The organism is Pseudomonas sp. Van50 (assembly GCF_055390755.1).
The window spans coordinates 3,149,437-3,169,153 of the sequence record NZ_AP024343.1; the positions used below are offsets into that span (position 1 = coordinate 3,149,437).

General features: G+C 65.4%; 5 protein-coding genes. 3 read left to right on the forward strand and 2 right to left on the reverse strand.

The features are described 5' to 3' along the window. Positions 1–3: 3 nt before the first annotated feature. Both ACZ5M5_RS13725 and ACZ5M5_RS13730 read right to left on the reverse strand, forming a co-directional pair. Entirely contained in the window at positions 4–8,211 is an 8,208-nt protein-coding gene (locus ACZ5M5_RS13725) for a non-ribosomal peptide synthetase (RefSeq protein ID WP_464739222.1), read from the reverse strand. Next, positions 8,181–16,115 (reverse strand): amino acid adenylation domain-containing protein, encoded by a 7,935-nt coding sequence (locus ACZ5M5_RS13730; RefSeq protein WP_464739223.1) that lies wholly within the window; start codon positions 16,113–16,115, stop codon positions 8,181–8,183. The genes ACZ5M5_RS13725 and ACZ5M5_RS13730 overlap by 31 nt, the downstream gene beginning before the upstream one ends. A 361-nt stretch (positions 16,116–16,476) precedes the next feature. Between ACZ5M5_RS13730 and ACZ5M5_RS13735 the strand changes: the two genes are divergently transcribed. The 3 genes from ACZ5M5_RS13735 (at position 16,477) to ACZ5M5_RS13745 (ending at position 19,615) form a co-directional block, all read left to right on the forward strand. Next, positions 16,477–17,481 carry a cupin-like domain-containing protein gene (locus ACZ5M5_RS13735; RefSeq protein ID WP_464739224.1) on the forward strand — a complete coding sequence of 335 codons (1,005 nt, stop codon included), beginning with the start codon at positions 16,477–16,479 and terminating at the stop codon, positions 17,479–17,481. Further along, complete coding sequence (locus tag ACZ5M5_RS13740) at positions 17,478–18,848, forward strand: MFS transporter (protein WP_060742636.1); 1,371 nt, start codon at positions 17,478–17,480, stop codon at positions 18,846–18,848. The genes ACZ5M5_RS13735 and ACZ5M5_RS13740 overlap by 4 nt, the downstream gene beginning before the upstream one ends. Positions 18,849–19,003: 155 nt before the next feature. Continuing rightward, positions 19,004–19,615, forward strand: a complete 612-nt coding sequence (locus ACZ5M5_RS13745; RefSeq protein WP_060742635.1) for an aspartyl/asparaginyl beta-hydroxylase domain-containing protein — start codon at positions 19,004–19,006, stop codon at positions 19,613–19,615. The last annotated feature ends 102 nt before the right edge of the window (positions 19,616–19,717 follow it).

Sequence of the window (19,717 nt, forward strand, 5' to 3'; positions counted from 1 at the left end):
TTATTAAGCATCCTTGGAGACGATAGCGAGCAGTTCGCTTTCAGACAGCGAAGCCATTTCTTGTTGCAGGTCGAGCAATTCATCCGACTCGTACTGCGCCAGTTGCAGGGTGTTGATCAGGTCGGCCAGGGCCAGCAGCGAGGGGTGTTCGAACACGCCCCTGAGCGGCACTTCGACGCCGAAGATTTCCCGCGCCCGGAGCGTGACTTGCACCGCCAGCAGCGAGTGACCGCCGAGTTCGAAGAAGTCGTCGTGCCGGCCGATCCGTTCCAGGCCCAGCAAGTCGGCCCAGAGCTGTGCCAGCAGCGTCTCGGTTTCACCGTTGGGCGCTTCGTACTGGCGACGGGCAAAGTCTTCATTGCCGGGCGCGGGCAGGGCACGCCGGTCCAGCTTGCCATTGGGGCTCAACGGCAGCCGCTCGACCACCACGAACGCCGCCGGGACCATGTAGTCCGGCAACTGCGAAGTCAGGTAAGGCCGTAGCGTGCTGCTGGCATTACGGCCAGCCAGGTGCGGCTCGACGCTCAGGTAAGCCACCAGGCGCGTCGCCCCCGGGGTGTCTTCGCGAGCGATAACCGCGGCCTCGCGCACCCCCGGCAGGGTCAGCATCAGCGCCTCGATTTCACCGGGCTCGATACGGAAACCGCGGATCTTGACCTGCTGGTCGTTACGCCCGAGGAATTCGATTACCCCATCGGCGCGCAGGCGCACCAGGTCGCCGGTGCGGTACATCCGTGGCTCGTCGCCCGGGGCGAACGGGTCGCTGAGGAAGTGTTCGGCGTTCAGTGCCGCCCGGTCCAGGTAGCCGCGGGCAACCCCTGCGCCGCCCACGTAGAGTTCGCCCGGCACGCCGAACGGTACCGGCTGGCGCTGTTCATCGAGCACGTACAGGCGGCTGTTGGGAATCGCCCGCCCGATGGGCACCGTGCCCAGGTCCGCGGCGGTGCAGCGATGCACCGTGGTCCAGACGGTGGCTTCGGTGGGGCCGTACTCGTTGTACAAAGTGATCGCCGGCTCCAGGGCGGTACATGCCTGCACCAACTGCGCGGGACAGGCTTCGCCGGCGACGATCATCTCTTGCAGGCTGCCGTGCCCGTTACCGCTGGCAAGGCTTGCCAGCACCAGGCGGCCCAGGGACGGCACACACAGCAGCGAAGTGACGGCCTGTTCGCCAATGAAGCGGGCGATGGCCTCGGGGTCGCGGGCGGTTTCGGCATCCGGGATGCACAAGGTGCCGCCACTGACCATCGTGCCGAAGATCCCGGCCACGGAACTGTCGAAGGCAATCGACGACAAGAGCAGGAAGCGCTTGCCGGTCGCCGGTCCATACACCGTGCCCCGGGCCAGTGTCGAGGTCACCAGGTTGCGGTGCTCGATCATCACGCCCTTGGGCTTGCCGGTGGAGCCGGACGTGTAGATCACATAGGCCAGGTGCTCTGGCGTCAGGCCGACGCTATCGGGTTGAGGATCGCGGCTGTTCGACGGTGTCGCCAGCGCCCGTTCGATGGCCAGGTAGCGAGTGCCTTCCTGCAATGTGCCCACGGCCGCGCGACCGACCGGGTCGGCCAGCAACAGGCGCGGCCTGGCGTCCTCGATAATCGAGGCCAGGCGCTCGGCGGGGTAGGTAGGGTCCAGCGGCACGTAGGCGCCCCCGGCCTTCAGGATTCCTAGCAGGCCACTGATCATCGCCACGCCGCGCTCGACGCAGATGGCCACCAGATCCCCCGGCAGGACGCCAGCCGCGATCAACTGCTGGGCGAGGCCGTTGGCCTGGGCGTTGAGCTCGGCATAACTGAGGGATTGGCGGCCGTCGAGGGATGCACAGGCGTTTGGCGTGCGGCGAACCTGTTCTTCGAACAGCTGTTGAATGCACAGGCCAGTCGGGTAATCCACCTCGGTCTGGTTAAGGGTGTCCAGCAGCAGGGTGCGCTCCTGGGCAGGCAGCACGTCCAGCTGCGTGAGTGGAACCCGAGGCGTGTACATCAAGGCCTGGGCCAGTTGCTCCAGCGCCCGTTGCATCAGGGCGCAGATGCGCTGCGGGTCCACTGCCTGCACGCTTTGCACGGTCAGGCCCAGGGAGTCGCCGTAGTCGTTGACCGACAGGGTCAACGGGTAATTGGTCCGCTCGGCGCTGTCCAGGATGCGCATGCCGGGCCATTGCAGTTGGCTGTCGTCGCGCTGGTGCCGATAGTTGAGCAAGGTGGTGAACAGCGGCAAGGCACTGGGCACGCCACTGCAACGTTGCGCCAGGGCCAGGGAGGCCTGTTCGTGGGTCAGCAGTTCGACCAGGTCTCGATGAGTGGCCAGCACCTGTTCGTGGGCGCCGGCGGTCAGTGGCACGCGCACGGGCAGCGTGTTGATGAACACGCCCAAGGCCCGTTCGGCCCCGGCCGAGCCTTGCAGGCGCCCGGCGACCACGGTCCCGAACACCACATCATCGCGGCCGGTGCAGCGGGCCAGTACCTGCGCCCAGGCGACATGGAACAGCGTCGCCGGGGTGATGCCCCGCTCCCGGGCCAGGGCCCGCAGACGCAGGTTGAGCTCGACGCTCAAGGTCACATTGGCTTCCTCGATGTGACGGCCGTCGCCTTGTACCTCCAGCAGATCGAAGGGCGCGGTGGGTGCATCCACATCGGCCAGGCGGCGACTGAAATAGGCTTCGTGGATGTCGGCGGGGACGGCCTGGGCCTGGGCAATGAAGTCACGATAGGGTTGCGGTGCCGCCAGGCCCTCGGCTTGGTCATGGAGGATCGCGTGGATTTCTTCCAGGACGATTTCCAAGGTCACGTGGTCGCTGGCCATGTGGTGGTTGAGCAGCGCCAGCATCCAGCGCTCGGAATGCGGGTCCTGGGCGATGCAGGCACGCATCAGCGGCGCCTGGCGCAGATCCAGTCGCAGTTGCCGCGGATCGCTCAGGGCTTCGAGCTGGCTGAGGGGGGCCTTGTGGCTGTCGAGGGAAACACTGTGCACCGGCAAGCGCGCCTGGCGCTGTACGACCTGCACCGGTTGAGGCAAACCGTCCCAATGCACGCAGGTGCGCAGGATGTCGTGGCGATCGATCACCTGCTGCAAGGCGGCGGTGAAGGCATCGAGGCGCTGGCGGTTGTCGAACTGCAGCATCGAGCGCACCAGGTAGGCGTCGCCTTCGTGCCCCAGCAGGTGATGGAACAGGATGCCCTGTTGCAGCGGTGCCAGGGGGTAGATGTCCTGGATGTTCGCGGCACCGCCAGGTACGGCGCCGACGATACGTTCGAGTTGGTCCGCGGTCAGCTCCACCAGCGGCAACATGTCCGGGGTCAGGGCGGTGCACGCGGGCGGAATGCGGTTGGCCGGTGCCTGGAACGCCGGTTGTGGGGCGTTCGTCAGGGCTTGGGCGAGTTCGGCCAGGGACGTGCTGCTGAAGATCGCCCGGACATCCGCGTGCAAGCCTTGTTCGCGCAGGCGTTCGATCAGGCTGACCGCCAGCAGCGAATGGCCGCCCAGCTCGAAGAAGCCGTCATGACGCCCGATGCGCTCGACACCCAGCAGGGCTTGCCAGATCCCGGCAATGATCAGTTCGACGCGACCCGCAGGCGCCTCGAAGGCCCGGCTGGCGTAGGCGTCCTGGTCCGGTTCGGGCAGGGCGCGGCGGTCGAGCTTGCCATTGGGCGTGAGCGGCAAGGTGTCGAGCACGACGAAGGCGCTGGGCACCATGTGCTCGGGCAGGCGCTTGAGCAGTTCGGCGCGCAATTGCCCGGCGGCGGCCGGTTCGCCACACAGGTAGGCAACCAGACGCTGGCCGGACGAATGCTCGCGAGCGATGACGGCGGCTTCGCGTACACCCGCCAGTGCGGCGAGGGCGGCTTCGATTTCCCCCAGTTCGACCCGCAGGCCGCGGATCTTCACCTGATCGTCATTGCGCCCCAGGTACTGCAAGGTGCCGTCAGGCAGCCAGCGGCCGAGGTCGCCGGTCTTGTACAGGCGTGCGTCGGCCTTGCCGTAGAACGGGTCGGCGATGAAGCGTTCGGCGCTGAGTTGCGGCAGGTTGAGGTAACCGCGGGCTACACCGACACCGCCGATATGGATCTCGCCGGGCACGCCCACTGGCAGCAGTTGCCCGTGGGCGTCCAGCACGTGCAATTGCATGTTTCGGACTGGCCGGCCAATGGGGATCGACTGGTGCCGGTAGGTCTCAAGGTCGCTGTCGGCGGTGTACCAGGCGACCACGTCGCTGCACTCGGTCGGTCCGTAGCTGTTGATCACCGTCGGCCGTGGCTGGGCGAGTTTTTCCAACATGGCGACCTGGATCGGCTCGCCCCCCAGGACTACCCGTTTCAGGCAGGCCAGGGCTTGCCCGTGGTCGGCGTCCACCAGTGCGTGGAAGGCGCTGGGCGACATATTGAGGTGGGTAATCCCGGCCTCGGCGACCTGGGCGACGATGGCGCCGGGGTTGAAGGGTTCGGCGGCCAGGTGCAGGGTGGCCCCGACCATCAGCGGTGCGAGGATGTTCTTCTGGGTCAGGTCGAAGTTGTAGGAGGACGCCAGCAGCACCGCGTCGCCGGCGTGGAACGCCAGGTCTTCGAGGTACCAGTCCAGCAGGTTGCGCAAGCCGCGATGCTCGACCATCACCCCTTTGGGCAAGCCGGTGGAGCCGGAGGTGTAGATCACGTAGGCCAGGTGACTGAACCCCAGTCCCTTCACCTGAGGGTTGTGGGTCGGGGCCTGGGCCAGGGGCGCGCTGCCCAGTTCCAGCGTCGCCAGGCCTTGTGGCACCGGTAACTCGTCCAGGCCGGGTTGGTGGACCAGGGCCCGCGGCTTGCTGTCGGCCAGCATGTGGGCCAGCCGTTGCGCCGGGTACTGCGGATCGAGCGGCACATAGGCCGCGCCGGCTTTCAGGATACCCAGCAGGCCGATCAGCATGTGCGGGCTGCGGCGCGCGCACAGGCCGACGGTGTCGTCGGGCTGCACACCCAGTGCGATCAAACCGTGGGCGACGCGGTTGGCCTGGGCGTTGAGTTCGGCATAGCTCAGGGTCTCCCCGGCGCAGACCAGCGCCACGGCGTCCGGGGTGAGGCTCGCCTGGGCCTCGAACACGACGTGAGGGAAGCGGCTCGGGCTTTCGTCCAGGGCAGCACCGGCCGGGTTGAAGGTTTCCAACAGTTGCTGGCGCTGCGCGTCATCCAGCAACGGCAGGCTCGCCAGCGGCTGCGTCGCATCGTCGAGCAGGGCGTCGAGCAGGTGCAGCAAGTGCTGGCCCCAGCGGGCGATGGTGCTTGCATCGAACAGGTCGGTGGCGTATTCGAACTGGCCGCTGATGCAGTCGCCGTCATCGTTGAGGGACAGGCTCACGTCGAACTGGGTGGTGCCGGTGGGCTGGGGCAGTGGGGCCAGGCTCAGGCCCGGCAGTTCCAAGGCCTGGTCGCGGGGGGTGTTACCCAGCACCAGCATGGCCTGGAACAGCGGGCTGTGGCCGAGGCTGCGCTCCGGTTGCAAGGCTTCGACGACCTGTTCGAATGGCAGGTCCTGGTGACTGTAGGCGTCGAGGGTGGTGGCCTTGATCTGTTCCAGTAGCTGGTCGACGCGGCTGTGGGCCTGGACGTCGATGCGCAGGGCCAGGGTGTTGACGAAGAAGCCGATCAACGCCTCGGTTTCCCGGCGTGGGCGGTTGGCGACCGGTGTGCCGACCACCACCTGCGGCTGGTTGCTCAGGCGCGAAAGCAGAATCGACCAGGCGCCGAGCAGGGTCATGAACGGGGTCAGGCCCTGTTGCTGGCTGAAGCGGCGCAAGCGGCTGCTCAGCGGCGCGGGCAGTTGCAGGGCCAGCGCGGCGCCTTGGTAGCTTTGCACCTGGGGACGCGGGTGGTCGCTGGGCAGCTCCAGCAGCGCCGGGGCGCCGTCCAGGTGCGCTTTCCAGAAATCGACCTGGGCGTGCAGGCGTTCGCCTTGCAGGTGCTGCTGTTGCCAGTTGGCGTAGTCGGCGTATTGCAGGGCCAGGGGTGGCAGCGGATCGTCAAGGCCCCGGCTGAACGCGGCGTAGAGCGCGTTGAACTCGCCGATCAACACCGCCACCGACCAACCGTCGGAGACGATGTGGTGCTGGGTCACCAGCAGGATGTGTTCGTCCTCGGCCAGGCGCAGCAGGCGGCCGCGAATCAGCGGTCCCTGGCTCAGGTCGAAGGCGTCCCGGGCTTCGGCCTGGGTGAGCTGCGCTACGGCGGTTTGCCGGGCTTCGGCGTCCAGGCCTTGCAGGTCGTGTTCCTGCAAGGCGAAGCCGCTGTCGGTGGCGGCGAAGCGCTGGTGGACCTCGCCGTCACGGCGTTCGAAGGTGGTGCGCAGGCTTTCGTGACGGGCGACGATGCGGTCCAGGGCACGTTGCAAGGCATTGCGATCCAGGCTGCCGCGCAGGTGCAGGGCGGCGGGCATGTGATAGGCCACGCTGGCGGCGTGGTCCAGTTGATCGAGGAACCACAGGCGTTGCTGGGCCAGGGACAGCGGCAACGCTTGCTCGCGGGACACCACGTCGATGGGCTGGACGTGGGAGTGACCGGCCTGTTCCACCCGTTGGGCCAGTTCGCTCAACGAGGTTTGGCTGAAGAGGGTGCGTAGGTCGATCTCGACGCCGAGGTCCTGGTGCAGGCGGGCCTGCAACTGCACGGTCAGCAGGGAATGGCCACCGAGTTCGAGGAAGCCGTCGTGACGGCCGACCTGATCCAGTTGCAGCAGGTCTTTCCAGATCTCGGCGAGGGCGATTTCAGTGTCGCCCTGGGGCGCCTCGTAGGTTTTGCTCGCCAGGGCTTCCAGGCCGGGGGCCGGCAGGGCGCGGCGGTCGAGTTTGCCGTTGGCGGTCAGGGGCAAGGCATCGAGGTGCACGAAAGCACTGGGTACCATGTATTCGGGCAGGTGCTTGAGCAGGGTGCTGCGCAGTTGTTCGGCGTTGGCCGGTTCGCCGCACAGGTACGCCACCAAGCGATTGTCTTCCCGGGCAATCACGACGGCATCGGTGACACCGGCACAGCCGAGCAAGACGTTTTCGATTTCCCCCAACTCGATGCGGAAACCACGGATCTTCACCTGGAAGTCATTGCGCCCCAGGTATTCCAGCGTACCGTCGGCCAGCCAGCGGCCGAGGTCGCCGGTCTTGTACAGGCGTGCGTCCGGTTCGCTGCTGAACGGATCGGTGATAAAACGCTCGGCGCTCAGCTCCGGCCGGTTCAGGTAACCCCGGGCCACCCCAGCGCCGCCAATATGAATCTCGCCAGCTACGCCCAACGGCGCCGGTTCGCCACGGGCGTCAAGTACGTGCACCTGGACGTTGGCAATCGGCCGACCAATGCTCGGGCGTTCGCCCAGGTCACGGATCAGGTCGATGGTGGCGTCCACCGTGCATTCGGTCGGGCCGTACATGTTGTAGAAGCGGATGCTCGGGCAGTTGCGCAGTTTCTCCCAGGTCGCGGCGTTGATGGCCTCGCCACCGAGCAGCACGCTCACCGGCTGGTAGCTGCTACGTTCCAGCAAGCCGGCGGCGAGCAGGGTGTCGAGCTGCGACGGCGTGGAATCGAAGGCGTGCACCTGGTGCTGTTCGAGGAAGTCCAGCAGTTCATGGCCGCTGGCGCGGATCAGTTGCGGGATGATCACCAGCCGATGGCCGGAGAACAGCTGGGAGATGCCCTTGATCGACATGTCGAAGAAGAACCCGGCATTCAGGGCCACGGTGGCTGGGCTTGGGCAATGCTGGTGGGTGGTGCGGGTCAGCACTTGCCAGAAGTTGAACACCGAACGGTGCTCGACCATCACGCCCTTGGACTGGCCGGTGGAGCCGGAGGTGTAGATCACATAGGCCAGATGTTCGGCCGTAAGGCCCGATACCAGCGGGTTCATATCGAGCGTCGCATCGTCCGCCGCTCGCAGCGATTCGCTGGTATCGAGCAAGAACACCGGTAGATCCCCGGATGGCAAGGTGAGCGCCGCTTGGGTCAACAGTGCCCGAGGCTGACTGTCCTGCAGCATGAACGCCATGCGCTCGGCCGGATGGGCCGGATCGATGGGCACGTAGGCCGCGCCAGCTTTGAGCACGCCCAACAGGCCGACGATCATGTCCAGGCTGCGTTCGGCACAGATTGCTACGCGCTGATCGGGTTCGACGCCCAGTTCGAGCAACTGCCGAGCCAGGTGGTTGGCGCGACGGTTGAGCTGGCGGTAGGTCAGTTGTTGGTTTTCGCAGACCAGGGCCACGGCGTCGGGTTGGCCTGGACCTGGGCTTCGAACAGGTGATGGATCGGTTGCGCCGTGCCGAAATCCGTGGCGGTGTGGTTGAAGTCCGCCAGCAGCAATTGCCGCTCGGTGTCGGGGAGCACGTCCAGATCGCTGGCGAGGCGTTCGGGGGCTTGTTCAAGGGCTTCGACCAGCGCGGCCACGGCCTGGGCGAGGTAGGCGGCGATGCGTTGCGGGTCGATGCCGGTGATGGATTGGGCGGTCACGGAGAAGTCGTCCCCTTCATCCGCCACGGCCACTTCGATCGGGTAGTTGGTGCGCGCTTCGTTGCTCAGGAACCGCACGCCGTCCCAGGCCAGGACCTGGTCTTCGTTGGCCAGCGAGCCGCCGTCGGTCTGGTGGCGGTAGTTGAGCAGCGTGGTGAACAGCGGCAGGCCCGCGCCAACACCGCTGCAACGTTGGGCCAGGGCCAGGGAGGCCTGTTCGTGGGCGAGCAGTTCGCTGAGGTCGCGATAGGTTTCGTCCACCAGCGCACTGGCGCTGAACCCGGCCAGTTGCACCCGGACCGGCAAGGTGTTGATGAACACCCCAAGGGCTCGATCGGCGCCCAGTGAACCTTGCAGGCGTCCGGCGACCACGCTGCCGAACACCACGTCGTCGCGGCCGGTGCAGCGCGCGAGCACCTGGGCCCAGGCAATATGAAACAGCACGGCCGGCGTCACCCCGGCCAGGCGCGATTGAGCGCGGATCCGCAGGTTCAGGGCCCGGTCGAGGCGCACGCTGGTCTCCACCACCTGGGCACCGTCGCCCTGGACATCCAGCACACCGAACGGAGCGGTGGGCTCCTCGATGCTGGCCAGGCGTCGGGTGAAATAGGCTTCATGGGCCTGGGGCGGCGTGGCGAGTACCTGGGCGACAAACTCCCGATAAGGCATGGGCGTCGGCAGATTGGCGCCCTGGCCCTGCATCAACAGCTGGATTTCTTCGAGGACGATGCCCAGGGACACGTGGTCGCTGATCATGTGGTGGTCCAGCAAGGCCAGCCACCAGCGTTCGGACTGCGGGTCCTGGGCGATGCAGGCGCGCATCAAGGGGGCCTGTTGCAAATCCAGGCGCAGGTGGCGCGGATCGCTCAAGCGCTCCAGTTGGACGCGTGGATCCTCATCGGCCGCCAGGGTGATGGGATGGATCGGCAGCCCGGCCTGGCGCTGCACCACTTGGACCGCTTGCGGCTGTCCGACCCAATGCACGGCACTGCGCAGGATGTCGTGGCGGTCGATCACCTGTTGCAGGGCGGCGATGAAGGCATCGAGGCGCTGGCGATCGTCGAACTCGATCATCGAGCGCACCAGATAGGCGTCGCCTTCGTGCCCCAGCAGATGATGGAACAGGATGCCCTGTTGCAAGGGGGCCAGGGGGTAGATGTCCTGGATGTTCGCGGCACCGCCAGGTACAGCGCTGACGATTCGTTCCAACTGCGCCGGAGTCAGTTCCACCAGGGGCAACATGTCTGGTGTCAGTGCCGTGCAATCGGCCGGGATACGATTGGCCGGGGCCAGGAACAAGGCTTCATCGCTGCGACTCAGGGCCTGGGCCATTTCCCGCAGGCTGGGTGCGGTGAACACGGTGCGCACCGTGGCGCTCAGGCCATGCTGGCGCAGGCGATCGATCAGGCTCACGGCCAGCAGCGAATGCCCGCCGAGTTCGAAGAAGCGGTCATGGCGGCCGACTTTCTCGATGCCCAGCAGGTCTTGCCAGACCGTCGCGACGATCTGTTCGATCTCGCCCCGTGGGGCCTCGTAGGCTCGGCTGGCGAACGCTTCCTGGCCCGGTGCGGGCAGGGCGCGGCGGTCGAGCTTGCCGTTGGGCGTCAGTGGCAGGGCCTCGAGTTGGACGAAGGCGCTGGGCACCATGTATTCGGGCAGGGCCGCCAGCAAGACGCTGCGCAAGTGCTCCACCGGCACCGGTTCACCGCACAGGTAAGCGATCAGCCGCTTGCTGTCCGATTGGCCGGGTTGGCTTTCCTGGGCCACTACCACTGCTTCACGTACACCGGCACAGCCCGCGAGGACGGCTTCGATCTCGCCCAGTTCTACACGGAAACCGCGGATTTTCACCTGGTCGTCGTTGCGTCCCAGGTACTGCAGGGTGCCGTCTGCCAACCAGCGGCCGAGGTCGCCGGTCTTGTACAGGCGCGCATCCGGGTCGGTGCTGAACGGGTCGCCGATGAAGCGCTCGGCCGTCAACGCCTGGCGGTTGAGGTAACCGCGCGCGACCCCGACGCCGCCAATGTGGATCTCGCCGGCGACCCCGAGCGGGACGAGGTTGCCGTTGGCATCGAGGACATGCAGTTGGGCGTTGCGCACCGGTTTGCCGATGGAGCGGAAATCGTCGTGGTCGCTTTCCATCAGGCGGATCGAGGCATTCACGGTGGCCTCGGTCGGGCCGTAGGCGTTGAACAGCGCCGGGCGATGGCCGGCGCGGGCGAACCATTGGCTCACGGCCTGTTTGCCCACCGCTTCGCCACCGATCATGAACTGGCGCAACGAAGTCGGCAGCGGCACATGTTGGTCGCGGCTGACCTGTTGCCAGAACACCGTTGGCAGGTTCGCAACGGTGATCCCATGGTGTTCGCACAGCGAGGCGAAGGCCGCGGTGCCGGCAATCCAGGCATCGCTGCGCAGTACCAGGGTGGCGCCGGAGAGCAATGCACCAAAAATCTCCTCCACCGACATGTCGAACGTCATGGTGGCGAATTGCAGGATGCGATCACGAGGGTTGAGGCCATAGCGCTCTTGCAGGGCACCGATCTGGTTGCAGACCGAGCGGTGTTCGAGCATCACCCCTTTCGGTTTGCCTGTGGAGCCGGAGGTGTACATGACGTAGGCCAGGTGCCGGGAGGTCAAGCCTTCGACCCGTGGGTTGTGATCATCGCCTTCGCTCGTGTCGTCCAGCAACAGCTGCGTAATCTGCAATGGCGGCAGTTGTTCAGCCAGCAGACCCTGGCTGAGCAGGACCCGAGGCGAGCTGTCGCTGAGCATGTGCTGCAAGCGATCCTGCGGATAATTCGGGTCCAGCGGCACATAGGCACCGCCGGCCTTGAGGATGGCCAGGATGCCGATGATCATCTCGGGGCTGCGTTCCACCAGCAGCGCCACACGCTCATCCGGGCGCAGGCCGGCGGCGATCAAGCGGTGGGCGATACGGTTGGCCCGGGCATTGAGTTCGGCGTAGCTGAGTCGGGTGCCCTCGGCCTGGACCGCGATGGCCTGTGGTTGGGCCTGGGCATGCTGTTCGAACCACTCATGCACCAGCCTGCCCTCGGGGAAGGGGGCATGGGTCTGGTTGAAACCGCCGAGCAGTTGCCGGCGCTGGGCATTGTCCAGCAACGGCAGGGTCGCCAGCGGCTGCGTCGCATCGTCGAGCAGGGCGTCGAGCAGGTGCAGCAGGTGCTGACCCCAACGGGCGATGGTGCTTGCGTCGAACAGGTCGGTGGCGTATTCGAACTGGCCGCTGATGCAGTCGCCGTCATCGTTGAGGGACAGGCTCACGTCGAACTGGGTGGTGCCGGTGGGCTGGGGCAGTGGGGCCAAGCTCAGGCCCGGCAATTCCAGGGCCTGGTCGCGCGGGGTGTTACCCAGCACCAGCATGGCCTGGAACAGCGGGCTGTGGCCGAGGCTGCGCTCCGGTTGCAAGGCTTCGACGACCTGTTCGAATGGCAGGTCCTGGTGGCTGTAGGCGTCGAGGGTGGTGGCCTTGATCTGTTCCAGCAACTGGTCGACGCGGCTGTGGGCCTGGACGTCGATGCGCAGGGCCAAGGTGTTGACGAAGAAGCCGATCAACGCCTCGGTTTCCCGGCGTGGGCGATTGGCGACCGGTGTGCCGACCACCACCTGCGGCTGGTTGCTCAGGCGCGAAAGCAGAATCGACCAGGCGCCGAGCAGGGTCATGAACGGGGTCAGGCCCTGTTGCTGGCTGAAGCGGCGCAAGCGGCTGCTCAGCGGCGCGGGCAGTTGCAAGGCCAGGGCGGCGCCTTGGTAGCTTTGCACCTGGGGACGCGGGTGGTCGCTGGGCAGTTCCAGCAGCGCCGGGGCGCCGTCCAGGTGCGCTTTCCAGAAGTCGATCTGGGCGTGCAGGCGTTCACCTTGCAGGTGCTGCTGTTGCCAGTTGGCGTAGTCGGCGTATTGCAGGGCCAGGGGTGGCAGCGGATCGTCAAGGCCCTGGCTGAACGCGGCGTAGAGCGCGTTGAACTCGCCGATCAACACCGCCACCGACCAACCGTCGGAGACGATGTGGTGCTGGGTCACCAGCAGGATGTGTTCGTCCTCGGCCAGGCGCAGCAGGCGGCCGCGAATCAGCGGTCCCTGGCTCAGGTCGAAGGCGTCCCGGGCTTCGGCCTGGGTGAGTTGGGTGACGGCGGTTTGCCGGGCTTCGGCGTCCAGGCCTTGCAGGTCGTGTTCCTGCAAGGCAAAGCCGCTGTCGGTGGCGGCGAAGCGCTGGCGGACCTCGCCGTCACGGCGTTCGAAGGTGGTGCGCAGGCTTTCGTGACGGGCGACGATGCGGTCCAGGGCGCGTTGCAAGGCGTTGCGATCCAGGCTGCCGCGCAGGTGCAGGGCGGCGGGCATGTGATAGGCCACGCTGGCGGCGTGGTCCAGTTGATCGAGGAACCACAGGCGTTGCTGGGCCAGGGACAGCGGCAACGCTTGCTCGCGGGACACCACGTCGATGGGCTGGACGCGGGAGTGACCGGCCTGTTCTACCCGCAGGGCCAGTTCGCTCAGCGAGGTCTGGGCGAAGAGGGTGCGCAGGTCGATCTCGACGCCGAGGTCCTGGTGCAGGCGGGCCTGCAACTGCACGGTCAGCAGGGAATGGCCACCGAGTTCGAGGAAGCCGTCGTGACGGCCGACCTGATCCAGTTGCAGCAGGTCTTTCCAGATCTCGGCGAGGGCGATTTCGGTGGTGCCCTGGGGCGCCTCGTAGGTTTTGCTCGCCAGGGCTTCCAGGCCGGGGGCCGGCAGGGCGCGGCGGTCGAGCTTGCCGTTGGCGGTCAGGGGCAAGGCATCGAGGTGCACGAAGGCGCTGGGTACCATGTATTCGGGCAGGTGCTTGAGCAGGGTGCTGCGCAGTTGTTCGGCCGGGATCGGCTCGCCGCAGACGTAGGCGACCAGGCGCTTGCTTTCCGACTGCCCGGGGTGGTCTTCCCGGGCAATGACCACCACTTCACGAACACCCGGGCACAACGCCAGGGCCGCTTCGACTTCACCGATTTCGATGCGCAAACCTCGGATCTTCACTTGGAAGTCGTTGCGGCCCAAGTACTCCAGGGCGCCGTTGGCGAGCCAGCGGCCGAGGTCGCCGGTCTTGTACAGGCGCGCGTTCGGCTCGGTGCTGAACGGGTCGGCGATAAAGCGCTCGGCGCTCAATTGCGGTTGGTTCAGGTAACCCCGGGCCACGCCGATACCACCAATGTGGATTTCCCCGGCGACACCCAACGGTTGTGGTGCGCCACGGCCATCGAGCACGTACATCTGGATATTGGCGATCGGCCGGCCGATGGGCACGCTTTCGCCAGGATCACTGGCGCGGCACTGCCAGGCCGTCACGTCGATGGCCGCTTCGGTCGGGCCATAGAGGTTATGCAGCTCGATCTCTGGCAACTGCCGTTCGAAACGCCTTTGCAGGCTGCGGGGCAGGGCTTCGCCGCTGCACAACACGCGTCGCAGGTCAGGGAAGGCCTGCCCGTCATGGTGTTCGAGGAACAAGTCGAGCATCGACGGCACGAAGTGCAACATCGTGACGCTGGCCTGGCGCATCAGCCGGGCCAGGTAGTCCGGTTCCTGATGGCCGCCCGGGCGCGCCATGACCAGTTCGGCCCCGGCCAGCAGTGGCAGGAAGAATTCCCAGACCGACACGTCGAAACCGAACGGGGTCTTTTGCAGCACGCGGTCGGTGGCATCGACGCCGTATTCATCCCTGGCCCACAGCAGACGGTTGACCACGCCGAGGTGTTCATTCATTACCCCCTTGGGGGTGCCGGTGGAGCCGGAGGTGTAGAGCACGTAGGCCAGGTGAGTGGGGCTCAGGCCGAGGACTTGCGGGTCCGGGTTGTGTTCGGGTTGAGCGGCCAGTTGTGCGTGATCATCGAGGGCCAGCAGCGGCGCACTCGAGGCTGGCAGCAGGCCTTGCAACGCCTGGCTGGTCAGTACGGCCCGCGGGCTGCTGTCGTCGAGCATGAATGCCTGGCGTGCATTCGGCAGGTCCGGGTCGATGGGCACGTAGGCCGCCCCGGCCTTGAGAATCCCCAGCAGGGCGACGACCATTTCCGGCCCCCGCCTCAGGCTCACGGCCACTCGGTCATCGGGTTTCACGCCCAGCTCGATCAGGCGATGGGCCAACCGATTGGCCTGGCGGTTGAGTTGTTCATAGCTGAGCAACGGCCCGGTATCGCCGCGCACGGCACAGGCGTGCGGACGCTGCCGGGCTTGCTGTTCGAACAATTGGTGGATCAACACATCCCGCGGATAGTCGTGGGCCGTGGCGTTGAATTCGCCTTGCACGCATTGCCACTCGGCGTGGCTCATGAGCGGGTACTGCCCCACGGGCGTTGCATGCTGCTCCAGCACGGCCTCTAGCATCGAGACGATGCGTTGTTGCAGGTGCCGGGCCTCTTCCAGGCTGAAGTAGGCGGTGTTGAAGTTGAAATCCAGGTGGACGTCTTCGAACGGATGATAGTCGCGCACGAAAATCGCCATGGGTGTCTGCTCGTAGCCGTTGTCCATGGTGATGACCGTGGACGAGGTGCCGCCGAACTGATCGTCGCCGTCCAGGCTTTCGAACGACAGTGACACGTCGAACAGCTGGCGACGCCCGGTCTGTGCCAGGCGCAGGGTGCGGTTGAGCTCGGCGATGGGGAAGCGCTGATGGCGGTAGCAGCGGCGCAGTTGCCCGCCGGCAGTGTGCATCAAGTCCAGCAGCGAGGCGTCGAAGTCGACGGGCAGGCGGATCGGACTGACCGAGGAAAACATGCCTGCGGTTTCTTTCGCCCGGGCAGTGGTGCGGTTATGCACCGGCATGCCGATGACGATTTCATCGACGCCCACGGTGCGGCAGAAATAGGTGGCGACCACGCTGATCAGCACATGGGCGACCGACAGGCTGCGTTCGCTGGAAAATTGCGTCAACGCGTTGTACAGCGCCCGGGGCAGCATCGCCTGGACCTGGGCGCTGGGGGCCAGCTCATTGGCCTGGCCTGTCTTGAAATCGGCCCGACGCTGCAGCAGCGACGGCGGCATCTGTGCGTAGGTTTCCTGCCAGAACTGGCGGTCGCGCTCATAGCGGGACGAGGCCAGGTAAGCCCGGTCATCTTCCAGGAACGACAGGTAGGAATGCCCTTGGGCGACTTCGTCGTTGCCGGCCAGCAGCGCATTGTAGGCCGTCCCCACGGCATGGCCGATCAGGGCCACGCCAATGCCGTCGGTGACCAGGTGGTGGTAGCGGGCGAGCCAGTAATGGCGGTTCGGGCCGCAGCGGACCATGCGTGCCTCCCAGAGCCGGCCCGTCAATGATTCAAAGGGCTGGCGAAAGGCATTGCGCAGATAGTCCATGGCCAGGCCGGCCTCGGCGTCGGCCTCGGAGAACTCCACTACCTCCATGTTCACCTTGACCTCGGGCAGCACGCGCTGGCGGCCGGTGCCGCCTTCATGACTGAAGCTCAGGCGCAGGGTGTCGTGCCGGTTGGCGACCAGCTCGATGGCTTTCTCGAACAATGCAATGTCGATCTGGCCCTTGATCTCCAGGGACATGCCGATGTTGTAGTAGGGCAGGTCCGGGTGTGCGAGCTGATCCAGCCAGATGCCCTGCTGGACGGACGCCAACTCGTGGGACGCGGAGTCTTGGGTAGGCAACATATCGGTCGACGAATCCATTTCGGAGCACCTGCTTGCAGAATCGATTGAGGTTTTTCTCCGTTCGAATGGCAGTGGTGAAGGCCTGGACGACTGCCAGTCGGCGGAATCAATAGCCGTGGAGAAGGACATCGGGGGCGGCGCAAGGCGCTGGGGGCGACGGGGCGGCGAGGGCTGCGTTGCGAGCCGTCGAGGGTCCCGTCCTGCCGTTCGGCTGCGCCTGATATCCCTTCACAAAGTGAGAAAAAATTAGAGCATCCGCCTTGGGATGTCTGTCATGGGAAGCAGGGACAACGGCGCGGAACGTGGCTTTGCGGCGCTTGGGCGTGGTCGCGCGAGTCTGTTATACCAGCGGCCCTGAGTGTGCTTGCGAGGGTCGAACATGCCATTAACCGCCGAATCGGACCGCCCAGCGACGAAGTTCTGGAGCTTGTCCCGCTTTCCCAATCACCCACGGGCAGGCGCGGTCGACGTGATCGATGCGCTGGCGATTTCCAAAGAGGAATTCACCCGCCGCTACGTCAACCGCAACCGTCCCTGCCTGGTCAAGAATGCAGTACGGCATTGGCCGGCTTTCCAGAAATGGCAACGCCTGGACTACCTCAAGGCGCACTCGCGCAACAGTGCGGTGGTGGTGCGCTCGCAGATCGTTTCCGAGGTCATCGGTTGGTCCAACCCGAAGGTCAAGGCCGAGCTGACCGAGTATGCCAACACGGTGTATCGGGAAATGCCGTTCCACCAGTTTCTCGACGACCTGAGCGTGGGTGATTCGCCGTTGGTGGCCGACAGCTGCCGGTTCTCCGAAGGCTCGGCCATCGAGCCGATGAAGGAGGATGTCGGTGGGTTGCCTTTCATGCCGCAGTTGGGCAAGTCCCGGCACTACCCGCCCCATCGCAGTTTCCTGTACCGCAACTCCTATACCGATTGGCACTTCCATGTCGTCGACGAAACGTTCATGGCCCAGGTCGTCGGTGCCAAGGAAGTGTTGCTGTTACCGCCGGACGAAGCCAGTTGGCGGGCCTTGCGCCCGGTGATCGAGGAGGCGGGCTACCTGTACGACATCGACACCGGGCGTTTCCCTGGCACTCGAGCGTTGCGGGCGCTGCGTACGGTGGTGGAGCCGGGGGATGCGCTGTACATCCCGGTCTACTGGTGGCACGCCGTGCAATCGATGGACGATGAATTCGGTGCGACCGTCGCGGCGACATTCCCAACGCCCTTGCACGTCAGCGGCAACATCAGCTCGCCCATCGCCAGGCGGGTGTTGCGGACCTATCTGTTTTCCCGTTTTGCGCCGTTGATATTGGGCGCGGTGTTTTACTCCCTGGCCTATCGGCTGCTGGACAAGTTGATCGGTGTGGTCACGCCTCGCGATGTGCGCCCATGAGCGTGGGGAGCGGCCGCCGGGGTTTTGACCTGGGGCGCGGTTTCTATTTCCTCTGGTGCGGCGAGTCGCTGGCGGTGGTGGGCACGGCGCTGATGGAATTCGCCCTGGGGGTCTGGGTGTACAACCATACCGGTTCGGCGGTGGCCTTCGCCAACGTGGTACTGGCGGCGACATTGCCGGCGGTGTTGTTCTTGCCCTTGGCGGGTGGGCTGGCCGACCGGATCAGCCACCGGGTAATCATTGTCTGTTGCGATGTGACCCTGGCGGTGCTGCTCCTTGGGGTCATGGCGCTGCTCTGGTTCGAACGCCTGGAGCCGTTGCACCTGTACATTTTCAATTGCCTGGCGTCGATTGTCGGCGCCTTTCGCAAACCGGCCTATCAGGCTGCTGTCAGTACGATTGTCGCCCCTGACAAGTTCACCCGGGCCTCGGGGTTGATCAGTATCAGCAAGAACGCGTCGGCCCTGGTGGCACCGTTGTTGGCGGGGGCGATCATGGCCAGTGCCGGGCTGGTGACGATCCTGGCGGTGGACCTGATGACCTTCTGCTCCGGCACCTTGCTGGTGATCAAGGCGTTCTCCCATGTGCGAGGGGCGCCGGGTCGTCAGGACGGCGGGCCCAAAGGCACGGTGTTTGGCGGGGCGCTGGGGAATGTCGCCGCGGCGCTGAAGTTCTTTGTCGCCGAGCGGCTGATGGCCGGGTTGCTGGTCTACACCATGATGCGCACGGCGCTGTTGTCACTGGCCACCTTGATGATGACGCCATTGCTGCTGTCGACCCTGGGCAGCCAGGCCTTGGGCATGGCCTACACCTGGGCGGCCCTGGGTGGGCTGGCGGGCGCGGGGTTGCTGATCTCGATGGGCAATCCACGCCGGTTGATGGCGCTGGTGGCGGTGGCCGATCTGTTGTTGGCGGCCTGCGTCGTTGCCTTGGGGCTGGTCTCGCAGACCTTCGCCTACTGCGCACTGGCCTTTGTCGCGATCACCATGGCGAGCATCGCCGATGCCAGCGTGAACTCGCTGTGGATGCGCAGGATCCCCGCCGGCAGCCGTGCCAGTGTGTTTGCGTTGATCAGCATGTTGACCATCGCCACCACCAGCCTGGCGGTGATCGTCGGCGGTTTCCTGGTGGATCACTGGTTCCAGCCAGCGCTGATGCCCGGCGGTCTTTATGCCGACTCGATCGGACGCTGGCTGGGCGTGGGGCCGGGGCGTGGTGTGGGGTTGCTGTTCGTGGTGGCCGGCGGGTTGTTCGCGTTCCTGCCATTGAGCGTCTTGCTGTATGGACCGATGCGTCGACTGGACGAGACCCCGGCGCCGGTGGCGGGGGCGCGGATGATCGAAACACCCCAGGTCGAGCCCCTGTAATGCCGGTCGGCCCCGGTGTACCTGATTCCCGTGACAGACAGGCCAAGCCCGGTGGGTCAACCTTGGCAGGCTCTCCTGCCGCGCCCCTTTCACCCGGCGGACAGGACTATCTGGCATCGCCAGCGGAATCGACAACCTCAATAAAAGGAGTACCTATGCGCCCGTCGTTTTATGATCCCAGCCGTTTTCCGCAACTGAAGAACCTGGCCGACAATTGGGAAGTGATCCGCGAGGAGTTTCTGGCCCTCGATGCGCCAACCCTGACGATCAACCGCGTGGGCAAGCAGATTGCCGAGATAGTCGAGGAGATCGACGCTCACATGGCGGCTGGGGGAGAGTATGGCTGGCTCTGGGGATGGGGTGACGACATGGATATCATGCCGGAGTGGACCCAATACGGCCTGGTGGCCTACGACACCCCGATCCCCTACGCCCGCGACGCCATGCCCGGGACCATCGAGCTGCTGAGCAAGATTCCCGGCATCAAGCTTTGCGCCCTATTGCGCATGGAACCCAACGTGTTCCTTGGTACGCATTCTCATACCGGCACTTGGGAAGAAGGTCTGCTGCACATGCAATTGACCATCGACGCGCCTACCACACAGAACTATGCCTACCTTAATGTCAACGGCAGCTTCAACCAGAGCACCAACGGTAACCTGGTGATTTTCGATGGCTCCCTGGACCACTTTGCAGTCAATGCGTCCAGGGCTCACCGTACTGTGCTGTACCTTGAGTTTCATCGTGAGAAGCACATGGTGGCTTGATGTGGAACCCTGTCACCGGAAAGATTGTGGACGGACGCTGAATCTGTGGGTCCCCAAGACCCCATGTGGGTGGATGCTGAATCTGTGGGTACCGAAGAACCC